General features: G+C 62.8%; 16 protein-coding genes and 1 pseudogene. 9 read left to right on the top strand and 8 right to left on the bottom strand.

The window, feature by feature from the left end:
* The first annotated feature begins 86 nt into the window (after nucleotides 1–86).
* From BUS42_RS38310 to BUS42_RS38275, 7 genes and pseudogenes are all read left to right on the top strand, one after another.
* Complete coding sequence (locus BUS42_RS38310) at nucleotides 87–929, top strand: TIGR02452 family protein (RefSeq protein ID WP_074317527.1); 843 nt, start codon at nucleotides 87–89, stop codon at nucleotides 927–929.
* Between the two features lie 260 nt (nucleotides 930–1,189).
* Nucleotides 1,190–1,519 carry a hypothetical protein gene (locus BUS42_RS38305; protein WP_143206673.1) on the top strand — a complete coding sequence of 110 codons (330 nt, stop codon included), beginning with the start codon at nucleotides 1,190–1,192 and terminating at the stop codon, nucleotides 1,517–1,519.
* A gap of 465 nt (nucleotides 1,520–1,984) precedes the next feature.
* Nucleotides 1,985–3,928: a glycosyltransferase family 39 protein gene (locus tag BUS42_RS38295; protein WP_074316595.1), complete on the top strand. Its 1,944-nt coding sequence runs from the start codon at nucleotides 1,985–1,987 to the stop codon at nucleotides 3,926–3,928.
* A gap of 243 nt (nucleotides 3,929–4,171) precedes the next feature.
* Nucleotides 4,172–5,167 (top strand): DUF1559 domain-containing protein, encoded by a 996-nt coding sequence (locus tag BUS42_RS38290; RefSeq protein ID WP_074316593.1) that lies wholly within the window; start codon nucleotides 4,172–4,174, stop codon nucleotides 5,165–5,167.
* 32 nt (nucleotides 5,168–5,199) lie between these two features.
* A complete protein-coding gene (locus tag BUS42_RS38285; protein WP_074316591.1) occupies nucleotides 5,200–5,622 on the top strand; it encodes a hypothetical protein in 423 nt (140 codons plus the stop codon).
* A 131-nt stretch (nucleotides 5,623–5,753) separates the two neighbouring features.
* Nucleotides 5,754–6,092, top strand: a pseudogene (locus BUS42_RS38280) (TIGR02452 family protein); the annotation flags it as partial.
* 477 nt (nucleotides 6,093–6,569) lie between these two features.
* The gene (locus tag BUS42_RS38275) at nucleotides 6,570–7,823 is read left to right on the top strand and encodes an IS630 family transposase (RefSeq protein WP_074306086.1); all 1,254 of its coding nucleotides are present in this window, start codon (nucleotides 6,570–6,572) and stop codon (nucleotides 7,821–7,823) included.
* Nucleotides 7,824–7,890: 67 nt separating this feature from the next.
* Here the strand turns inward: BUS42_RS38275 and BUS42_RS38270 are convergent, their stop codons facing one another.
* The 5 genes from BUS42_RS38270 to BUS42_RS38250 form a co-directional block, all read right to left on the bottom strand.
* A complete protein-coding gene (locus tag BUS42_RS38270) occupies nucleotides 7,891–8,130 on the bottom strand; it encodes a PIN domain-containing protein (protein WP_074316587.1) in 240 nt (79 codons plus the stop codon).
* Entirely contained in the window at nucleotides 8,127–8,645 is a 519-nt protein-coding gene (locus BUS42_RS38265; protein WP_074316585.1) for an HD domain-containing protein, read from the bottom strand. Before BUS42_RS38265 ends, BUS42_RS38270 begins: the two co-directional genes overlap by 4 nt.
* Nucleotides 8,646–8,872: 227 nt before the next feature.
* Nucleotides 8,873–10,324 carry a DUF1501 domain-containing protein gene (locus BUS42_RS38260; RefSeq protein WP_074316584.1) on the bottom strand — a complete coding sequence of 484 codons (1,452 nt, stop codon included), beginning with the start codon at nucleotides 10,322–10,324 and terminating at the stop codon, nucleotides 8,873–8,875.
* A gap of 237 nt (nucleotides 10,325–10,561) precedes the next feature.
* Nucleotides 10,562–12,061, bottom strand: a complete 1,500-nt coding sequence (locus tag BUS42_RS38255) for a sigma-54-dependent transcriptional regulator (RefSeq protein ID WP_074316582.1) — start codon at nucleotides 12,059–12,061, stop codon at nucleotides 10,562–10,564.
* A gap of 446 nt (nucleotides 12,062–12,507) precedes the next feature.
* Nucleotides 12,508–13,404, bottom strand: a complete 897-nt coding sequence (locus BUS42_RS38250) for a tyrosine recombinase XerC (protein ID WP_074316580.1) — start codon at nucleotides 13,402–13,404, stop codon at nucleotides 12,508–12,510.
* A 550-nt stretch (nucleotides 13,405–13,954) separates the two neighbouring features.
* On the opposite strand from BUS42_RS38250, the gene BUS42_RS38245 reads away from it, so the two are divergent.
* Together BUS42_RS38245 and BUS42_RS38240 are read left to right on the top strand one after the other, a co-directional pair.
* A complete protein-coding gene (locus tag BUS42_RS38245; protein WP_074316578.1) occupies nucleotides 13,955–14,413 on the top strand; it encodes an acyl-CoA hydrolase in 459 nt (152 codons plus the stop codon).
* Nucleotides 14,414–14,602: 189 nt separating this feature from the next.
* Complete coding sequence (locus BUS42_RS38240) at nucleotides 14,603–16,165, top strand: RNA polymerase sigma factor (RefSeq protein WP_074316576.1); 1,563 nt, start codon at nucleotides 14,603–14,605, stop codon at nucleotides 16,163–16,165.
* A gap of 109 nt (nucleotides 16,166–16,274) precedes the next feature.
* Here BUS42_RS38240 and BUS42_RS38235 read toward each other — a convergent pair whose 3' ends face one another.
* The 3 genes from BUS42_RS38235 to BUS42_RS38225 form a co-directional block, all read right to left on the bottom strand.
* Nucleotides 16,275–17,975, bottom strand: a complete 1,701-nt coding sequence (locus tag BUS42_RS38235; RefSeq protein ID WP_074316574.1) for an ATP-binding protein — start codon at nucleotides 17,973–17,975, stop codon at nucleotides 16,275–16,277.
* 193 nt (nucleotides 17,976–18,168) lie between these two features.
* Nucleotides 18,169–19,119 (bottom strand): DUF6263 family protein, encoded by a 951-nt coding sequence (locus tag BUS42_RS38230; protein ID WP_074316572.1) that lies wholly within the window; start codon nucleotides 19,117–19,119, stop codon nucleotides 18,169–18,171.
* Between the two features lie 162 nt (nucleotides 19,120–19,281).
* Entirely contained in the window at nucleotides 19,282–20,397 is a 1,116-nt protein-coding gene (locus BUS42_RS38225; RefSeq protein ID WP_074316570.1) for an OmpA family protein, read from the bottom strand.
* Nucleotides 20,398–20,426: the final 29 nt, after the last annotated feature.

Below are 20,426 nucleotides of genomic sequence, written 5' to 3'. Positions count from 1 at the left end.
TCTCGGCGTCTGATACTCTCAAGGCGATCGCCTGGTCCGTCTTGGTCCGGTCCGATGGGCCTGGTGAATGGTCGACACGAGGCACCATGAAACGATCGACGCGGGCGGAATTGGCCAGAGGCACGGTCGAGATCGTCGAGCGAGGCACCTACCGCTCGGCTTCCGGCCGAGTTGTCGATATCGCCAACCCGATCCGTGAGTGCCTCGACGCCACACGTTATTACCCGCCCGAGGAGCTTGAGCGGCTTCAAAGGGACGTTCTGGGTCATCCCCGCACGGATCTTTCCACCGTCTTCGAAGTGGTCAACGAGACGACCCTTTCCGGGATTGCGCGTGTGCGATCACGGGGGCAAGGGCCGGTCGCGGTCCTGAACTTCGCATCCGCAAAGAATCCTGGGGGTGGTTTCCTCAACGGCAGCCATGCCCAGGAGGAGTCACTTGCCCGTAGCTCGGCGTTGCATGCATCCCAACTGCGGACCTGGGATTTCTACGCGCGGCATCGGGCATCCTCGACTCCGCTGTACTCCGACGCGATGATCCTTTCACCCGGCTGCCCCATCATTCGCGACGATGAAGGTACGCTTCTCGACGAGCCGCAGATGGCGGCCTTCATCACGAGTGCGGCCCCCAACGCCGGGGCCGCCGCCAACAACCGGCCCACGGACTTGCCGTCCATACCAGGCGTGTTCCGCAGACGGTCGGAGTATGTACTGGCTCTGGCGGCCTCTCAGGGTTACAGGCAACTGGTGCTGGGTGCTTGGGGGTGCGGCGTCTTCCGCAACGATCCCGGTGTTGTGGCCGAGTCGTTCGCCGCTCACCTCAGACACGGGAACTGGTCGGGCCGATTCGATCGCGTCGTCTTCTCGGTCCTTGACACATCACCCTCCCAGGCGACCCTCGCGGCGTTCCGGAAGGCGTTTAAGTCGTAGCGAATCGCCGAGTCGAATTGACTTCGGGGAGGGTGGGGTAATATCGCCAGGCACTTCAGTGGGGGGCATGGGAGGTTTAGGGTGAACAGCTCAAGACTGTTGCCCCGGGCAAACTACCCAAAACTCCTGTATTGCCCGCCATGGGTGCCTGGCCACTGGTCGCCCCCAATACGCCGCCAGCCACCCGTGGCTCCCCGTTCCTCCCGACCCAAAGTGAGTGGATGTTCCGCCAATCCCTCAGGCTCACCGGATAGGCCACCATGCGACTCCCCAGGTTCACGACTACACGGTTGATGGTTCTGGTGGCGGTCGTCGGACTTGTTCTCGCGACCGGCGTTGGGGTGAACCGCCTCTGGCAACGTCGGCCGTCGTATTTCCGACTCGCTCTGAAGCACAACTGGCGTGAGCAGGAATTGCGGTACGCGGTCTCTGAAGGTCGAGAGTTCAGGAGTTCCGTTGCCGCATCGACGGCCCGGATTGCGGAAATGCGAAGACTCGCCGAGCACGAGGCGACCTTGGCACAAAAGTATCTCCACGCTGCCCGCTACCCCTGGCTTCCCGTCTCGCCCGATCCGCCGGAGCCGAAGTGAGCGGTTCAAGCTTTTGCAGGATGGACCCAAAGGGGCCAGGCACTTCAGTGGGGAGGTTGGGGACGCGTAGGGAAGCTAGGCTTGCCGCTGCACAAGTCCCATGAGCAAGGGCTTGGCGCTCTCGTTCGCTCGATGTCGAGGCGCGAGGTCAGCAGCGAGGCACTTATCATCAGCTGGATCTCCTCGGCCCTTGCTGCTGAAATAGCTGGCCACTTCCCCCGACATAGGTTGCTCGATCAGCGGTGTGAGCATGTTTCGGTCGACGGTGTAACGCATCCCGGCCGGCTCGCAAGCCACGGGTCAGGGTGTAGGGATCCTCGCAACGCCCTTGCGGCCCCGGGGTTGTCGCCATTAAGGTGGGCAGGACGGTAGTGGAACGGGGAGGATCCGAGCCTCGGGTCGGACAGGCCGCCCGTGGGTGACCTTGGGGATCGACCGCCGTCGAGCAAGGCGACGGGGTGAGTGATGACTGCGACGAGACGGCCCCTCGGTGACGGCGCCCCGACTTCTTCATGGACCCGCCGCGATACCTGCTGGCTCGTCGCCATTGCTGTGGCGGGCCTGGGGCTCCGCATCGCCTACGTCTGGCAATACACCGGACACCCGATCGGCCGGATCCCCTGGGTCGATGAGGGAGCCTATTGGACCCGGGCTGTAGAGATCTTCGAGGGACGTTGGCTTCCCGACCGGCCGTTCTACCAGGACCCGCTCTTCCCTTACGCCTTGGCCGTACTGATGAAGCTCGTCGGGCCAGGGATCGCCCAGCTCCGGATCGCGCTGGGCTGCCTGGGGTCGCTGACTCCGGTGGTGGTGTTCCTGGCCGGTCGGCGGGGGTTGGGTCGGACCGAGGGGGTCGTGGCGGGGTTGGTCGTGGCGGCCTACGGACCCTTGATCTTCACCGATGGCCTGTTGGAGAAGGAGGGCCTGGCCGCTCTGTTGGCCGCCCTGGCGCTGGCCATCGCCGCCTACACGGCGGGGGCTCTGGGGCGGGTCCAGGTCCTCGGGATGGCGGTGGGCGGCTGGGTCTGGGGCTTGATCAGCCTGCTCCGCGCCAACGCGATGGTGGTCGGCCCGCTCGGAGCGGCCTGGGCGGCTGGGCTCGGTGAGCGCCCCCGGCGCGGGGTGGTCCTAGCGCTCGGTTTTGCGCTCGGCTTCGCCCTGGCGCTGGTGCCGCCGGTGGCGATCAATGCGTCGGTCCGCCGCCCGCCGGAGCTGCTGGTGACGACTTGGCAGTCGGGGGCCAATTTCTACATCGGCAACGGGCCGGGAGCGACGGGGACTTATTGGGCGCCTGACTTCGTCGAGGCGAACCCATTGCACGAGGCCGATGACTTCGCAGCCGAGGCGTCGCTCCGCTCGGGCCGGTCGCTGACGCCCGGCCAAGTGTCTCGGTTCTGGTTCGGCCGGGGGCTGGCGCGATGGCGGGAAGCCCCCGTCGCCTCGCTCCGGCTGCTGGCGAAGAAGTTCGGGCTCCTCCTGAGCCACTTTGAGGTTCCGGACAACCAAGACCGGGAGTTCGTCCAGCTCGTCGCGGCCCCCCGGCTGGCCTGGGGGATCCTAGGGTTCGGCTGGCTAGCCCCTTGGGCCGCGCTCGGGTTAGTCAGGGCTGACCGCTCGGCGTTCTGGCGGCTCCTGGCGATGACGACCGTGGCCGGGCTCGTTTCGACGGCGGCCTTCTTCGTGGTCGGACGCTACCGGATCCCCTGGGTCCCCGGCCTAGCACTCCTGGGAGCGGCCGGCGCAGTGGACTTAGCTCGGCTGGCTCGGGGACGCTGCGGGAAGTCGCTGGCCTGGCGAGTATGGCTGGTCGCGGTTCCCGTGGCCGCCCTGGCCTGGCGTCCCTTGGATGACCCGGTTCCCGACCGCTGGGGACACGCCGAGATCGCGCTGGCCGTGGCCGAGTTGGGCGAATCGCATCTGGAACCCGCGATCGACGCGCTGGACGACGCCCGGGCCCTCAGCCCAGGCGCGGCGGGCCGGGTCGCGGAGATCACCGCCTCCGGCCCGCTCCACGATCGGCTGAATACCTTGGTCCGGTCCCGGCTCACGCTGGGCAGCGGCCGGATTAACATCCCCCACGCTCGCCTGGCCCGCTGGCTGCGCCAGGTCCCCGATGGCCGGGTCGAAGCCCGCCGACTCCTCGAAGCGGCCCTGGCCGAGAACCCTGACGACCGTCGCGCCCTCCGTGAGCTCGGTGCATTGAGGCTGAGCGAGTTGGGTGATCCCATGGCGCGTCGGCAAGCGGCGCTCGATCTTGGCCGGGCGGCCCGGGGCCCGGCGGGTGACCCCTCCGCAGCGATCCTCCTCGCCCTCCTCAGGGGGGACCAACACTTCCTACCTTACCCAAATATCCGAATTCCGGCTAAGCTTTTGCCGCGTCTTCAGCTTGCCCAGGCTGCCCTCCGTTGAAACGTCGGTCGAGAATATAGAATCCACTCCTTGACACGTGGATGCGTTGAGAAGAAAATCGCGTCCGATACCCACGTCCCATCGACATTGCAGAGGACAAGGTGCGCGACTTAACCACGCGGATCTCGTCGTATCGCTCTGCGCAATCGACATCGGTGCAAAATCTAGGCACGTCGATGGGGCATGATTGGTCGAACCTCCATCATTTCATTTTCCCTACGTTCCTTCCTGGAGAGACTTTCCATGAAACGTCGAGCGTTCACGCTGATCGAACTGCTGGTGGTGATTGCGATCATCGCCGTCCTGATCGCCCTGCTGCTCCCCGCAGTTCAGGCGGCGCGCGAGGCCGCCCGACGGAGCCAGTGCGTCAACAACCTGAAACAGCTCGGCATCGCACTCCAGAACTACCACGATGTGATCGGCGCGTTTACGGCCGCCAAGCCTGGGCACGTCACCGCGACGGCCGACCTCGATTATCGAAGCGGTTTCGTCTCGATCCTGCCATACATGGAGCAGAGCCCCATGTACAACGCGTGGAACTTCCAGGTCATGTTCGACCCGCAGACGGGCGCGACCTACAACGCTAGCCAGCCGCTTCCGGGCACCCCACCCATCGGCCCGTATACCGTCTTGATGAACAGCACGGTCTCGAGTTCGACCATCACAAGTTTTATGTGCCCGTCAGACGTCGCCGCTTCGGTCATCAACACCGCGACCAACGCGTTCCCTGCCAACACGTTGGCAACCGGCTCGTACGCCTTCAATGCCGGCAGCATCGGCCCGCCCAACGCGGGGGGGATCAAGACCGCCAACAACGGCTTTGCCTTCTATACCTTCCCGGTGAAGATCCGCGACATCACCGACGGAACGAGCAACACCCTGTCTGTGGGCGAGACGGTCGCCAACGACGGGAAGTTCAAGGGCCAGACCGTCTGCCCTGCGGGAACCACGGCCGCCGGTTCCAACTTGCTCACCACGAACGTCTTCAATGCCTGGAGTATTTGCATCCGAATTAGCTCGAGCTTCCGGACCTCGGTGAATCCGCCCAACACCAAGCCTTGCTTCGGCTCCGCCGCGGGTTCCAATAATGGTGCATTTGGGAGCTTCCATTCCGGTGGTGCGAACTTCGCATTCGCCGATGGTTCGGTCCACTTCCTGAAAGATTCGGTCAACCTGAATGTCTACCGGGCCTTGAGCACCCGCGACCAGGGCGAAGTGATTAGCTCTGACCAGTATTGAACCGGTGAAATCCGGACCTGGAGATCTGCTTCATGATATTCCGACGCGTCTCGTGCCCGGTCGCCAGCCTGGCCCTCACTCTGGCCCTGGCCTTGGCCGGTTGCTCACGCGACTCCGACCTCGTCGCCGCCGTGCCGGCCGCCGGCACCATAACCTACAAGGGCAAGCCCCTGGAGTCGGGGAACCTCCAGCTGATCCCCGAGAAAGGCCGAAGCGCCAGCGGTGCAATCAAGGACGGGAAATTTGTCCTCACAACCTATACGGACAACGACGGCGCCATCCCCGGCAAGCATACGGTGACGGTCACCGCCTACAAAGAAGTGAAAGTGAAGGGCGAGAACGAGCCCCAACAAGTTCTGATCATCCACGAGAAGTACGCCAACCCCACCTCCTCGGGTCTCGTCCTCGAGATCCCCTCCGGTGGTAAGCAGGACATCGAGATCAAGCTCGATTGAGGTCAAGGGCGGCGCCATGCCGGTGCGCCGCCCTCGACCGTCTCGTTCCGCTGGAATTTCCGCCGTAATGTGGCTGGGGAGAATGTCAAGGATTTGGGCATTGCTCTCTACGGCGTTGGTTCGACGAGCCGCAGATGGCGGCCTTCATCACGAGTGCGGCCCCCAACGTCGGGGCCGCCGCCGACAACCGGCCCACTGACTTGCCGTCCATACCGGGCGTGTTCCGCAGACGGTCGGAGTATATACTGGCCCTGGCGGCGTCTCAGGGTTACAGGCAACTGGTGCTGGGGGCTTGGGGGTGCGGCGTCTTCCGCAACGATCCCGGCGTTGTGGCCGAGTCGTTCGCCGCTCACCTCAGACACGGGAACTGGTCGGGCCGATTCGATCGCGTCGTCTTCTCGGTCCTGGACACATCACCCGCCCAGGTGACCTTCGCGGCGTTTCAGAAGGCGTTGAGTCGTAGCGAATAGTCGAGTCGAGCTGTCCGCGGCGATGAGGAAACGGGGACGTAGCGGGTTTTGGAGTTGGAATTGTGGACGTCAAAACTTGGTGCGACCTCGTTTCCGCACCTCGACGCCAATTCAGGTGCAGGATTTTCGAAACCGACAACTTGCCAGGCTCGGCGGCCGTGTGCCAGTCCTCTTGTTTCGCGGTCAGCCGAACGCAAACCGTTCTCAAGGGATCGCGTTATCGAATAAATAAGATATAGCAAATTCCCAATCCCACAAGCGGATCAAATTCGCCGTGATCGGAGGTGACCAACTGGCCTGAGAGTTCTTGCGCCAAGGCGAGGCAGAAACAATCCGCGAGCGAGATCATTCCCCGCTTCTTGTGGTTTCCAACGCGTTCCTAGACCGACTTTTCGTATTCGATAGCCCAAGGGGTTGACGAACACCCCAAAATTACCTGGATGGACTAACTTACCAGCCACCAGGAGTTCACACGTCATGCCGGGCCAGGCGGCCAAGATCACCATTACCGAGTGCCAGCAGGAAATCCTTCGGACTTTGTCCCGTGCCACCACGGCACCCTCGCGACTCCGGCAACGCGCCTCGATCATCCTGATGGGCTTCGACGGCCTTCGCAATCAAGAGATCGCCGAGGCGGTCGGTCTGGTCCACCGCCAGGTCGGACGCTGGCGACGACGCTGGGCCAACGCTTGGGAGAAACTGATCAACATCGAATGCTGCGAGACTCGCGCCAAACTGCGCCATGCGATTGAAGCCGTCCTCACCGACGAACCACGCCCCGGCGCCCCCAGCAAGTTCACCCCAGAGCAGGTCACCCAGATCTTGGCGATCGCTTGTGAGCCGCCTGAGAAGTCGGGCCGACCGATCACCCACTGGACCGCTCGGGAACTGGCCGATGAGGTCGTCAAACGCGGCATTGTGGTATCGATCTCATCGTCCCAGGTGAGCCGTTACCTGGATGAGGCCGCCTTGCAGCCCCACAAGAGCCGGTATTGGCTCAACACCACGGAGAAGGATCCTCAACGTTTTGAGGAGCAAGTCAAGACGGTCTGTGACACGTACCTCATGGCGTCGGAGCGGGAGCGGAACGATGCGACCCACACCGTTTGCATTGATGAGATGACCGGTCTCCAGGCGCTGGAGCGGATCGCTCCCACCAAGGGGATGATCGCAGAGAAGTGCGAACGGATCGAGTTTGAGTATATCCGACACGGGACGTTATGCCTGATCGGCAACTTCGAAGTAACGACCGGAAAGATGCTCACTCAAACGATTGGCCCGACGCGAACCGAGGCGGACTTCGTCCGTCACATCGAGCAGACGTTGACTCTGGACCCGGAGGGATCGTGGGTATTTATAGCGGACAACTTGAACATTCATTGCACGGAAAGCCTGGTGAATCAGATTGCCGTGGCGTGTGAAATCCCCCTGGAATTGGGCAAAAAAGGTAAACGTGGGGTGCTGAAGTCGGTGGCGAGCCGGCAAGCGTTCTTGTCGGACACAAGTCATCGGATTCGATTTGTATATCTTCCGAAGCACAGCTCGTGGCTGAACCAGATCGAGGTGATCTTCGGAGTGATCATGCGAAAGGTGATTCGTCGCGGTTCGTTCACGTCGGTGAATGATCTGCAATCAAAGCTGTTGAACTTCCTTACCTATTTCAACAAGGTATTCGCGAAGCCGTTTCGCTGGACCTACACGGGTCGTCCGCTGATGAAGTCAGCGGCGTAAAAACAGAGAAGATGGGAGGCCCCGGGATGTTGGCCTCTTCATTAGCCTTCAAAAACGAAAAGTCGGTCTAGAATGCTCGACTCATATCTTGTCGTTCGATCACGCCAGACTCGAGGAGATCGTCAACAGCCTGACTCGCTGTGCCTTCGTCGGAGAGCCTGAGAAAGTGGTAGTAGACCTCGCAGAGGTTGATTGAATGAGCATAAGCCGTTGCCACGGCGTCTGTGAGGATCGCCTCGACAACCGTTCCACCGGGATGACCCTGAAGGTAGGCAATCATCGCACAAGCGTCCAGAATTGAGTTCATCCCCTCGGCCGCTCCTCATGGGCAATCTCGTGGATTTTCTCGCGTGCGAAGTCCTCATCACTTCCAGGCAGGTAAGAATACTTTCCTAAACAGCTTCGGTTCGTTCGGCCCGATCGTTGGACCATCTCGCGAAGTGGGGCATGGACGAATGGATTCCGCCAGTTCATGAGGACTTGCGTGACAAGTAACTCATCGGTGGGAGCGGTGACCATGGCTGTTTCTTGCCCAACCCCCTTCTGGAACGCCTGAGAAGTTTTTCCCAGATCGTGGTATGCGGCGCAGACTCGAACAAGTTCCTCGAAGGTGGATGCCACGAGGCTGGGGTCGAGTGAACGCGAGGCGAGAAATCCTTTCACCGCTGCCTTGAACGGTGTCGGTGTTTTCTCGCTCGAGCTCAGAGCGTTTGCGAGGTGCAGAAAGAGTGTTGCTTGTTCCGCTGGCGACAGCCCTTCTCGTTTCGCGTCCTCGTCGAGTTCCGCGTCGAGAGACGATGGGAGTTCAAGTGTCAATTCCATGGAATGGCTTCCCTCCTCACTGATACGAACTTGTCCCGGACTTGAAGTAGTCGGTGGCCAGACATTCAAAAAGCCAAAAAATCGTGATCTGGGTGATCAGTGAAGACTGGCGACATGGTGCTCGTCTTCGCTGAATTTCCTAGTCGCCCTCTTTGAAGTGTCTGGCTAGTGCATGTATCCTTGGTTGAAAATGTTTGAAAGTGAGTGGTTGGCCTCGCGTTTCGCGATCAGGCGATGATGTCGTTGATGACCTTGCCGTGAACGTCGGTCAGGCGGAAGTCTCGGCCGGCGTAGCGGTACGTGAAGGTTTCGTGGTCGAAGCCGAGGAGCCGGAGGATGGTGGCGTGGAGGTCGTGAACGTGGACCTTGTTCTCGACCGCCTGGAAGCCGAACTCGTCGGTGGCGCCGTGGATGTGGCCCCCTTTGACGCCGCCGCCGGCCATCCACATGGTGAAGCCGTAGTGGTTGTGGTCGCGGCCGTTCATCTTCCCTTGGTTGGCGCCCGCGGTCGGGAGCTCGACGGTGGGGGTGCGGCCGAATTCTCCGCCCCAGATCACGAGGGTGTCGTCGAGCATCCCGCGCTGCTTGAGGTCCTGGAGGAGCGCGGCGATCGGCTGGTCGCACTGCTTGGCGAGGTTGGCGTGCTGGACCGCGATGTCGTCGTGGCTATCCCAGGGCTGACCTTCGCCGTGCCAGAGTTGCACGTAGCGGACGCCGCGCTCGAGGAGTCGGCGGGCGATCAGGGTCTGCCTGGCCTGGACCCCGGGGCCGTACATCGCACGTATGGACTCGGGCTCTTGGCTGACGTCGAACGCGTCCCCCGCCTCGGTCTGCATCCGGAAGGCCAGCTCGAACGACTGGATCCGGGCCTCGAGATCGGCCTCGCGCTGGCGACGCTCCATGTGCTCGCGGTTCAGTTCCTGGAGTAGCTCGAGTTGGGCGTGCTGGGCGTGGTGCGAGACGTGGCGGTTCTTGATGTGGCGAATCAGCTTTTCGATGTCGGTGTGCTGGCTGTCGATGTAGGTCCCCTGAAAGACCCCCGGCAGGAAGGCGGACTGCCAGTTCTGCGACTCGGCGATCGGATAGCCGCCGGGGCACATGACCAGGTAGCCCGGCAGGTTCTGATTCTCGGACCCGAGTCCGTAAAGCACCCAGGCCCCGACGCTCGGCCGCGCCTGGCGCGCATCGCCGCAGTTCATCAACATCAGGGACGGTTCGTGGTTCGGGACGTCGGCGTGCATCGAGCGGATCACGCAGATGTCGTCGATGTGTGCGGCGGTCCGGGCGAACAGGTCCGACACCTCGATGCCACTCTGGCCGTATTTGCGGAACTTGAACGGGGAAGCGAACGCCGCGCCGGTTTTCCGCTCGGTGGGGAGGAGCGAAGGGAGCGCTTTGCCTGACTGCTTGGTGAGCGCCGGCTTGGGGTCGAAAGTGTCGACGTGCGACGGCCCGCCGTTCATGAACAAGTGGATGACGCGCTTCGCCTTGGGGGCGAACTGGGGCGCTCGAGGAGCCAGCGGCGTCAACGATTCGGCGGCACGGGCCGCCGGCGCGAGCATGCCCTCTTCGGCGAACAGGGCGCTCAGCGCCAGCGCACCAAACCCGGTTCCCGCGCGGCGGAGCGCCTCACGGCGCGTCAGGGTACCGATTTCATTTCCGAAATAATGAGGAGGCATGGAGGGAGACCTCGGCGGGATGATCGGACGTACCGTTTCGGTCGGGCGTGGGTGTTTCTATTCTACCAAATCACCCCGACGATTCGGGAGAGCAAGCCACTCTTGGGGTGATTGCCCCGCGGGTTCCAGCGGGCTGACCTCGCGATAAACCTCTTGAAAGCGAACAAGGCCCAGCGAATCAAGTTCGCTGGGCCCTGCCCTGTGCACGCTGGCTCTCATTGGATTCGACAGGGACGGTCAATTCACCCAGATCGGTCCATCGACCAGAAGTCCGTATTTCTTCATTTTCTTGTAGAGGGTCGTTCGGTTGATGTCGAGCACACGCGCGGTCTCCTGGCGATTCCAGTTCAAGGCCTGAAGCGCCTGGATGATGATCCGCTTTTCGGGCTCTTCGAGGGCCTCTTTCAAAGGCCGGATGCTGGTGGAGAGCGACGGCCGAGGCGACATCATCAATGACGGCCGGGGCACGCGGGAATTTCCCAGGCTGGGCAGGAGGTGGCCGGATGTGATCCGGCTCCCCTGGCAGAGGACCACTCCGCGCTGGATGACCCCTTCCAGCTCACGCACGTTGCCTGGCCAGTCATGCTTATTCAGACAATCCAATGCGTCGCGTGTGAAGCCCACGACGTTCTTGTTGAACTCCTGGGCGAATCGAGCCCGGAAGAATTCGGCGAGTTGCTCGATATCGGTCCCGCGGTGGCGGAGCGGCGGGAGTTTGAGGCATATGACGCTAATGCGGTGATAGAGGTCCTGACGGAACTTGCCTTGTTCGACGAGCCCGACCAGGTTTTCGCTGGTGGACATGAGGAATCGCACGTCCGGTTGACCGTTGTGGTTCGAGTTCATCGACTCGAATTCGCGATCTTGGAGCGAACGGAGGAGTTGCAGCCTGAGGTCGTCGGGAAGGGCGGAAACCTCTTCGAGGAAGAGGGTACCCTCCTGCGCCTCGGCCAGTGTGTTCCGCCACTCGTGGTCGGGGGTGCCGATTTCGGAGTCCGGGAGGGAGGCCATCGGGTCGTGCTCGGCCCAGGTCTCCGCACTCGCGGCGCAATCGAAATTGACGAACGGTTGGTCGGCTCGCGCGCCCATTTTGTGCAGGGTGCGCGCCAGGAGCGATTTGCCGGTGCCGGGCTCGCCGACGATCAGCACGGGCGAGCGCATCGGCGCGATCGAGGCCGCGAGCTCGATGGCCTGCCGCAGGCTGGGGTCGTTGCCGACAATCCCCCAATCCTTGGCCAACGTCTCGGATCGGTATTGCGCCGTCGGGGTTGGCGCGGGGCTCCGTCCATTGGCGGCGACCGGATGACTGCTTGGCTTCGGTGCTGGAGCGTTGGCCTGGGCGGCAGCGGCCGCGGCGCTGGCCTGAGCGGCCACGACCGGTCCGAGCGCCTGGGTCACGGCGGCCCGGAGTTCCGTGGCCGGGACCGGGAATTTCAAGACGGCGAGCGCACCGAGGCGAAGCGCTTCTTTGGTTCGCTCCGGATTGGACTCCGGGAACATCAAGATCACCGGAATCTGTCGGTGCTTGCGCCTCATGTAGGCGAGCAACTCGAGCGCCTCGATATCCGAGGGGTCGACGCCCGCGATCATCAGGTCAACCCCGCCTCGCTCCATCAGGCGGACCGCCAAACGATCATTGGCCGCTTCGTCGATTTCGTGGCCCATCGACATCAACATCGATGACAAGAGGGCCAAGGTGGACGGGTCGGGATGCACAATCAACAGCCGAGTTTTCATTGGGTGATTCTCTCGCCAAATGCGCCCGCATCGGGGATACGAACTCGGTGCCTCATCCTTGAGATCATGAAGTACAACGACTTCGTTGGGTCGAACAGCCATCGTTCGAGAATGACGAAGCCGATGGCAGACTACCGGTCCCTCTACCTGTTGTCGTTCCCCTCCCGGGAACGAATTTTTCCATCAAGCTGCGTCGCTCTGAGTCAACATTAAGTCATGGATGCAACGTCGTCAAACAAAGCCGCGTCGCTCTGGAGACGGTACGATCGAACTTGGACGCCGGTTCGCAAACCATCGGCTTTGGGCCATCCCAGCGACCTTCGGGCGTTCTCGGGTCCTCTCGAAGCCGTTGAGGTTGGAAAAAAGGAACACTCGGTCCTTTGCTAATCTTAAAAAGGTGAGCTATGTTATGCAACCGCGAAGGGCCTAAAACCAGGAGGACGCGATCAATTTCCTCCTCGAGCCCGTGGATGCGCGCTTTTGAACACGTTGAGCATTCGCTCTTCGGTCACATGAGTGTAGATCTGGGTCGTCGTCAGATTTCGATGGCCGAGTAGCTCCTGGACGCTCCGGAGGTCGGCCCCCCGATCGAGCAGATGAGTGGCGAAGCTATGGCGAAGCGTGTGCGGGCTGGCTGACGGGTCGAGGCCGTGACCGACGAGGTAGGTCTCCAGCAACCGGCCAACGCTCCGCGTGGTCAGTCGTTCGCCGTAACGGTTGAGATAGACGGCCCGTTCGCCGACCGACTTCGGCTGTCGGGCCTGGAGCCAGTTCGTGATCCAGGTCGCGGACATCCGACCGATCGGGCAAAGTCGCTCACGCTTCCCCTTGCCGCGCACCCGGAGGAGTTCCTGCTCGAGGTCGAGGTCCTCCAGGTTCAGGCCGACGAGTTCGCCCACGCGGAGGCCGCCGCCGTAGAGCGTCTCGAACATGCTCCGATCGCGGATCCCGAGCGGCGTGTCGGTGGCGATCGAATCGAGCAACGCGATGATCTCGTCGACTCGGAGCAGCCGGGGGAGTCGCTTCGGCTGTTTCGGGTTACGGAGCGCTTCGGTGGGGTTGGATGTGATCACCCCGCGCCGTCGCTGAAATCGGTAGAAGGAACGCAGGCTGGCCAAGCGGCGGGCGATCGTGCTGGCTGCATAGTCGCGGCCGTTGAGCCAGGCCGAGTAGCGCCGCACTCGCCGTCCATCGACGTCGATCGGGTTCGCCTCGCCCTCCTGACCTTCCGTCAGGAACTGGCAGAACAAGACCATGTCGTCCTCGTAGCACCGCAGTGTGTGCTCGGACGAATTTCGTTCCGTCTTGAGATGCGCCAGGAACTGGACGACGCTCGGGTGCATCTGCTGACTCCCTGCGAGCCGGGGGGCACACGGATCCTCTGGCACCATTCTCGGCGTCCCACTCACCGACACGACAGCCGATCCGTGGCGATCTCGGCGGCCGCCTCGGTGCAATCGATCGGGTCGTCGTTCTTGGGCTCTCGTCATGGAATAAAGTGGTCACCCCACTCTATTCTTAGGTCGGATCGAGCGGTTTGGCTAGTCGAGGGGATACAGAGGTTTTCTTAGGCATTTCATGGGGTGTCTTTAGCGTTTGCAGAGTCGTTGCGATCGTTGATGAGTTTGAAACCATGGGGGGCGGTTCCGCTCAGGCGGTACTCGCGTGAGCAACGAACCCCAAAGAAAGGGACTGGCGAGTTTGGGGGAACGGTTCTCACCTGGCTTCGTCCTGACCCTGTCAGGGTGACGAGATGGCGCTATCCTTTCGCGTTGGCCTCACTCGTGAGGTCGAGCGGTTGCGACCTCGTTGCCTGCGCGTTACGTTTTCAGAGTGCGGCAGTTCCGTCCTCGCCAATTCGGCCCTTTTTCCCGTAACAGGCTCGATCCGCTTATGGCGCGCTCGCTTGACGACGAGACTTTGACTCATCGACTGATCTTGCCGCGCGATGCCAACCACCATGGAACGCTCTATGCGGGAGTCCTGCTCTCGCTGGCTTTGGAGGCCGCCTATTCCGCGGCCTATCGCGCGGCGGGTCTGAACGCGAACTTGGTCTTGAAACGGGTTCTCGACGTGCGTTGTTTCGAGCCCGTGCCGATCGGCCGGGTCGTTGAGATCCGCGGGGCGGAGATCCATCGCGCCCGCGCCCAGGTGATCGTGGCGGTCTACGGGTCGCCGCTTTCCGACCGCCCTTCCCCTTGGATGGACGGCCTGATGCAGTTCGTCCAGGTCGACCACACGGGCCGTCCCGAGCCGCTGGAGCAGGAGCCGAGGGAAGGGCCGCTCGAACTCCATGCTCCGTGGCTCACGCTTCGCGAGCGAGCGATGCGTCTGCTCGCCATTCGGCAATAGGATCGAACGCGGTCGAAGTCGGCCCCGGGGCCAATCCGCTCCTCGTCCTTTCGGCCCGTTCGCGGTCGCCCAGGAGGAGTGGTCGCGGTGCGTAGGGCACTTGCCCACGATTATTTTTTTTGAGATTTCCGTATCGGCTGGAGATCCTGCGGGCAGTACCAGGGTGACCGGTTCACGAGAGGGTCAACCATGGCGAGCAGACCGTTAGGGGCCACGATCCGGCGGATCGAGCGGCTTTTTCACCTCGGCAGTGTCGCGGGAATGAGTGAGGTCCAGTTACTCGACCGGTTCGTGCTCCAACACGATGAGGCCGCGTTCGAGGCGCTGGTGACGCGCCATGGGCCGATGGTCTTGGGGGTCTGTCGTCAGTGGCTTCGGGACCCGAACGACGTCGAGGACGCATTCCAGGCGACGTTCCTGGTTCTCGTCCGGAAGGCCGGTTCGTTGCGCGATCGCGATCTCTTGGGAAACTGGCTCTACGGAGTGGCTTATCGTGTGGCCATACGGTCTCGGGCCGAAGCGGCCAAGCGTTGGACCCGCGAAACCGGGGGTGTCGACGATCAGGCCGACCCGCATGAACTGAGTTCCCAGGAGCGAAGTCCCTGGCTCTCTGAAGAGGTGAATCGGCTTCCCGAGAAGTATCGCGCACCGATCGTGCTCTGCTACCTGGAGGGGCGAACCCACGAAGAGGCCGCCGAACAGCTTTGCTGGCCGGTCGGCACCGTCAAGGGGCGACTCGCACGGGCCCGCGACCTCCTGCGTTCGCGCCTGAGCCGCCGCGGCCTGGCACCTTCGGTCGGCGTCCTCACGGCCGCGCTCTCCCGGGATGCCTCGGCGGCGGTCCCGGTCCCGCTGATCGGATCCACGGTTCGGGCCGCGAGCACGCTCGCGGCCGCCAAGGTCAAGGGGGTGGCCGCCGGCCTGATCCCGGCCCAGGTCGCCCACTTGATGGAAGGAGTATGCCACGCCATGTTTCTGAGCAAGCTAAGAGTGCTCACTGCAACAATCGCCGTCGCCGGCCTTCTCACCGCCAGCGCGGGGGGACTCGTCCGCCAGACGTCAGGAGATGAAGGCAAACGGAAGGAGCAGGATTCGACCGTGGCTGGGCCGCGCGACGCCACGAAGACCGTGACGACGGTGTCCCAAGGGCCGTCGCACCGATCTGATACGGTCGCCCCGCTCGGTGACCCCGTAATAACCCCCCCTCAAACGAGCCCGCGAGGTCCGACGGCGAAAACGACCACCAAGTTCGCAATTGCTCGGGGACGCATAGGTGGAGTCCAGGCCTATGCCTCAGCTGGAGGTGGTGCGATTGGCCCCGCCATCCCTGATGGAGAGCGAAGAGTCACAATCGCGAAAATGGGCCGCCGAGTCGCGGCCAATGACACCTCGCCACGAACGAAAATGATTTTGAAGAAGCTCGATGATCCCATCTCGATGTCGTTCGGCAACGATACGCGGCTCGAGGACGTCCTGAAGTACATCAAGAGCGCGACCACGGGCGCGAACGACAACGGGATCCCGATCTACGTCGACCCGGTCGGTCTCAAAGAGGCCGAGGTGCCGTTAACGTCGACCGTAATATTGGATCTGGAGGGTGTGCCACTCAAGACGACGCTTCGGTTGCTGCTCAAGCAAGTGGGGCTTGCTTATTGTGTCAAGGACGGGCTCTTGATCATCAGCTCGCCGAAGGGAATCGTCGAGGAACTTGAAGAGGCCGAAAGCATCCAGGAATTCGAGCCCCCTCAATAGGATTCAACGGAAGGCGGGGCCGATTTTTTCGTTGGGTGGGACGTGCCCACCACGGAATCGGCCCTGCTTTCAAAAGGTGGCAGGGAGCGGCCATTTTCCGCTCGCCGGCTCACCCCGACATCACCGGCCCTTCCGAGGAGCCGCCGGAATCGCCCCGCTTCATCGGCAGATCGATCACGAAGGTTGACCCTCGGCCGACCTTCGAGGTGACGACGATCTTGCCGCCGTGCTCGCGGATGATCTTCTGCGAGACGGGGAGACCCAGGCCGGTCCCGCGCGAGCCTTTGCTCGAGGAGAAGACCTGGAAGATCGAGGCGAGGTCTTCCTCGTCGATCCCGATCCCGTTGTCCGAGATGGTGATCCGGGCGGTCGAGCTCTCGGGGTCGTAGGCGGTTTTGACTACGACGCGGGGGGTTGTGACCCCTTCGGAGGCGTCGATTGCGTTGGTCAGGATATTGAGGATCGCCCGATGGATTCCGTCGGCGTCGAACAAGACCTGGTCGAGGTCGGCGCCGGGCTCCCACTGGAGCTCGACGCCGAGTTCCTTGGCGCGTGACTGCATCAGCTCGACGACGTCGGTGATGGTCTCATTGAGGTCGTTCGGCTCAAGGGCGGGCTCGCGATCCTTGGAGAACGAGAGCATATCCATGACCATGTTGTAGATCTTGCCCTGGTTCTTTTCGACGATGGTCCAGCCACGGCGGACGATGGCATCGTCCTTCTCGTTCAGGCCCATGTCGATCAGATAGCTCCCGCCGCGGATCCCTTGCAGGATGTTTTTGATGTGGTGTGAGAGCGTGGCGATGGTCTGGCCGACCGCGGCGAGCCGCTCGGCCTGGATCTTGTCGTTGTAGAAGAGCGTGTTCTCGATCGCCAGACCGGCCTGGTGGCCGATCGCGGCCATGAGCATCAGGTGGTCCTGGGAGAACCGACTGCGCACCCCTTCTCGGGTGAACGTGATCGGCGTGAAGCCGCTGGCCGCGCGGATGTCGGCGTAAAGGACGCCGAGGGTCGCGTGCCGCCCCTGAACCGGGACGCAGATCGCTTCGCGGATCCCAAAGTCGACGATCGACTGCGCGGGGCCGAACCGCTTGTCGCCGGGGGCGTCCGAGGTAATGACCCCCTGCCCTTGCTCGAGCACGTGGTCGACGATCGTCCGGGAGATGGTCATCCGCTCATCCGGCTCGGCCGGCCCGCGCCAGCGGACGGCCTTGGGGACGAGGAGCCCTTGATCGTCCTTCAGGAGGATCGCCCCTCGATCGGCGCTGATCGACTCGAAGACGAGCTCGAGGATCTGCGGCAGGAGGGCGTCGATCTCCATGACGTGGCTGATCGCCTGCGTCGTGCGGTACATGACCGACAGGTTGAGCAAACGGTCCTTGAGCCAGCCGCCGGTGATGTCAGGCGCTTGGAGGACGCGCGAGCCCTCCCCGGCCGGGATGCTCTTGAGGATCGCCGAGCGATCGTCGGGGCTGGTGCGGCTGAGGACGTCGACCCGCGCGGTCAAATCGCGCTCGGCGCCGGCGCCTTCATTGAAAAGCATAACGGTCTGGCCAAGCTGGAGCCGGTCCCCCGATCGGAGCGGGGCCTGGTCAATCGGCTGGCCATTGACGAACGTGCCGTTCGCCGAACCCAGGTCGATGATCCGGTAGGAATCATCGACGGGTCGGACTTCGGCATGGCGTCGGGAAACCTCGGTGTCGTGGAGCCGGATTGGGTTCGACTGATCTCGCCCCATTGCCATGGGTTTGGATTTCAGTTCGAATCGCTTACCCTGGTCGGCCCCTTGGATGACGAACAAGGAGGCCACGGAGGTATCCTCTCCTCGGCTCGGGGGCGTCGTCGCAAAGGCTTGTCCTCTTCCCCAAAGCTAATCGACCAGGGAGCGAGCGTCAACCTGTTCCCCGATCTGGTTGTTCCCCCCTTCATGAGGAAAGGGGGAACGACAGGCGGTGAACCAGGGGAGCGGAAGGGCCCGACCCCCGGTGATCGAACGGTTCGGGTCACTTCTCGGTCGGTTCGCGTTTGTCCGAAAATTCCAGGGTCAGGTCGAGGGTGGTGGGGAGTTCCTTGCCCCCGGCTTCGAGCGTCAGGTTCCCTTTGATCCGGGTGACCGTCGTGCTCTCGACTTTTTCACCGGCCTCGCGGTCGAACAGAATCGTCCCGTCGGACGACTCCACCGTGAGGTCGCTCTTGGTCGCCTTCAACGGGGAAGCCGACTTGGGATCCATCGCATAGACCGCGGTCAGGGAACGAACGCCGATTTTGTCGAGCGACTTTCCCGCCTTCTCGACCGTCCCGAGGTATTCGTAGCGTTTGCGGAAGGTCAAGGTTTGATCGGAGCCGAGGTCCAGGGTCGAGGTCGCCTCCCAGGGTTCTCCCTGACGCGCCAGCACCGTGGGTAAATTCCCGATTTCCTGTTCGAACGCTTGCTTGATTTTCTCGGCGCCGAGCCGACCGCGGAGCATTGCCGCGGCTTTGGGGTCGAGACCATCGAGCTTGGCGTCAAACGTCTCGGTCCCCTCGACGAACTTGACCTTGTCCTTGGCGTCGAGCACGACCGTGTATTCGACGCCGACGAGGGCCTTGAAGACATCGCCCAGGAAGGCCACCTGGGGATTCTCGATCTTCACGTTGGGATCGGCCGAGTCGAACGTCACGCTGATTCCACCCGGCAGTGTGAGCTGGGACCGGATCGACACGATCTTCTGAGCGATCGGCAGGGTCCCATCCGCGTTTCGCTTGCCGATGGAGGACGTCGTGAGCACCGACTCGTCGGCGTTGGTCTCCAGGTCCATTCCCATGATGCTCAGGATCTGGTGGGTCTTCGTGGTCGTCCTCGACGCCGATTTCGTCCCCTCAATGAATTTGTGTTCGAGCTTCACTTGGGCCTGTGCGGTAGGGAGCACCCCGACGACCAGGATCAGCGCCGGGAGCCACGCGCGACGAACCATGAGAACCTCCGTTGTGAAGACCCGACGACTCCACGCAAAACGTCGCGCGAGTCGATCGTGTCGAAGATGTGCGAACGCCCATTGACAGTTGTCAGGTGGCTCGAGCTTACGGCGACCCTTGCCGACTTGCAACCGTCGGCTCGTGGCAAGATCGGCCGGTTTTCAGGTCTGCGGAGTGAAGAGGATGATCTCGATCCGCCGCGGAGGTTGGTCGCCGGCGACCGCGGCGAGTGGGCTCGGGACTTGGCCACCGAAGCCGACTGCGGCCACCTTGCGGCTGCCGAACCAACCGGTGGACTGGATCGCGTGTTTCTCGACGAGGTATTTGCGGACGGCATCGGCCTGTTCCTGGGTAAGGATCTGGGCCAATTCCTGATCGCGATCACGGTCGGTGAAGGCGGCGATGACGACTTCCGACGACGGGCGGCGGACCGACTTGAACCAGGCCGCGATCCCGTCGAGCCTGCCGCGCCCCTGAGTGGTCAGGACGGCCCGGCCGGGTTCGAACAGGTCCGATTCCAGGATGACCCGACTATCGCGCTCCGCCCCGGGATGGTAGAGGACGCGGTCCCGGTCGAAAAACGAGCGATCGTTGAAGTAGCGGGAGAGCGGCCAGGTGCGTTTCATCGCTGCCAGGTTCTCGTCGACGTCGTGCAGAGTCCGTTCGCCCCGAGAGGAGAGCGCGAGGAGCTTCTGGTAGGCTTCCTCGTCCTGAACGAACTTGCCGAGACTCCCCTCCCCCTTGCGAATCGTGGCGGCGATGAGGTTGATCTCGCCCAAGCCTTGCTCGGCGGCCGCGGCCACCGCATCCACCCGGGCGAGCGACTTCCGCGCCTCTTGGAGCAGGTCATTCATCTCGAGCGGCCGCTCGGCGGCAATCAGGCCGGTCGCGGGGAGGGGCGGCGCCTCGGGCCGGCCCGGCGCGATCTCGATGACCTTGGAACCGACCACACCCTCGGTCACAATCCGCGCGACGGCGTCGGCCCTGACGAGAGGCCGGAGCCGTTCGTCGATCCGTAACACGAGATGGACCGGTTGGCCCGGCGCTCGCGGTGGCTCGGCGGCTTCCACAACTCCGGCGTCGATCCCCTGGATCCGAACCCGTTGGCCCACGCCGAGTCCGCCGATCGACGCGAAGTCGACATGCACCCGGAACGTCTTCTGGGTGCGCCATTGCCGACTCGCCACCTGGGCCATCCCGAACCCGGCCAGGGCCAGAATCGCCAGGGCGAACCCGGCGTTGGCCAGCGCCCGCCACCGCCCAATTTCTCGATTCATGGCTGGACCCTTCGTTACTTTTCGCTGGA

It is taken from the genome of Singulisphaera sp. GP187, from assembly GCF_900129635.1.
Classification (GTDB): Bacteria; Planctomycetota; Planctomycetia; order Isosphaerales; family Isosphaeraceae; genus Singulisphaera.
Note: the sequence above shows the minus strand (reverse complement) of the source record. Positions and strands in the feature narration are given on the sequence as shown.

Coding starts and splice junctions, on each gene's coding strand:
- BUS42_RS38295 (WP_074316595.1), top strand. CDS start 1,985: ATGACTGCGACGAGACGGCCCCTCGGTGACGGCGCCCCGACTTCTTCA.
- BUS42_RS38245 (WP_074316578.1), top strand. CDS start 13,955: ATGGCGCGCTCGCTTGACGACGAGACTTTGACTCATCGACTGATCTTG.
- BUS42_RS38290 (WP_074316593.1), top strand. CDS start 4,172: ATGAAACGTCGAGCGTTCACGCTGATCGAACTGCTGGTGGTGATTGCG.
- BUS42_RS38240 (WP_074316576.1), top strand. CDS start 14,603: ATGGCGAGCAGACCGTTAGGGGCCACGATCCGGCGGATCGAGCGGCTT.
- BUS42_RS38310 (WP_074317527.1), top strand. CDS start 87: ATGAAACGATCGACGCGGGCGGAATTGGCCAGAGGCACGGTCGAGATC.
- BUS42_RS38285 (WP_074316591.1), top strand. CDS start 5,200: ATGATATTCCGACGCGTCTCGTGCCCGGTCGCCAGCCTGGCCCTCACT.
- BUS42_RS38270 (WP_074316587.1), bottom strand. CDS start 8,130: ATGAACTCAATTCTGGACGCTTGTGCGATGATTGCCTACCTTCAGGGT.
- BUS42_RS38260 (WP_074316584.1), bottom strand. CDS start 10,324: ATGCCTCCTCATTATTTCGGAAATGAAATCGGTACCCTGACGCGCCGT.
- BUS42_RS38230 (WP_074316572.1), bottom strand. CDS start 19,119: ATGGTTCGTCGCGCGTGGCTCCCGGCGCTGATCCTGGTCGTCGGGGTG.
- BUS42_RS38225 (WP_074316570.1), bottom strand. CDS start 20,397: ATGAATCGAGAAATTGGGCGGTGGCGGGCGCTGGCCAACGCCGGGTTC.
- BUS42_RS38265 (WP_074316585.1), bottom strand. CDS start 8,645: ATGGAATTGACACTTGAACTCCCATCGTCTCTCGACGCGGAACTCGAC.
- BUS42_RS38305 (WP_143206673.1), top strand. CDS start 1,190: ATGCGACTCCCCAGGTTCACGACTACACGGTTGATGGTTCTGGTGGCG.
- BUS42_RS38275 (WP_074306086.1), top strand. CDS start 6,570: ATGCCGGGCCAGGCGGCCAAGATCACCATTACCGAGTGCCAGCAGGAA.
- BUS42_RS38250 (WP_074316580.1), bottom strand. CDS start 13,404: ATGCACCCGAGCGTCGTCCAGTTCCTGGCGCATCTCAAGACGGAACGA.
- BUS42_RS38255 (WP_074316582.1), bottom strand. CDS start 12,061: ATGAAAACTCGGCTGTTGATTGTGCATCCCGACCCGTCCACCTTGGCC.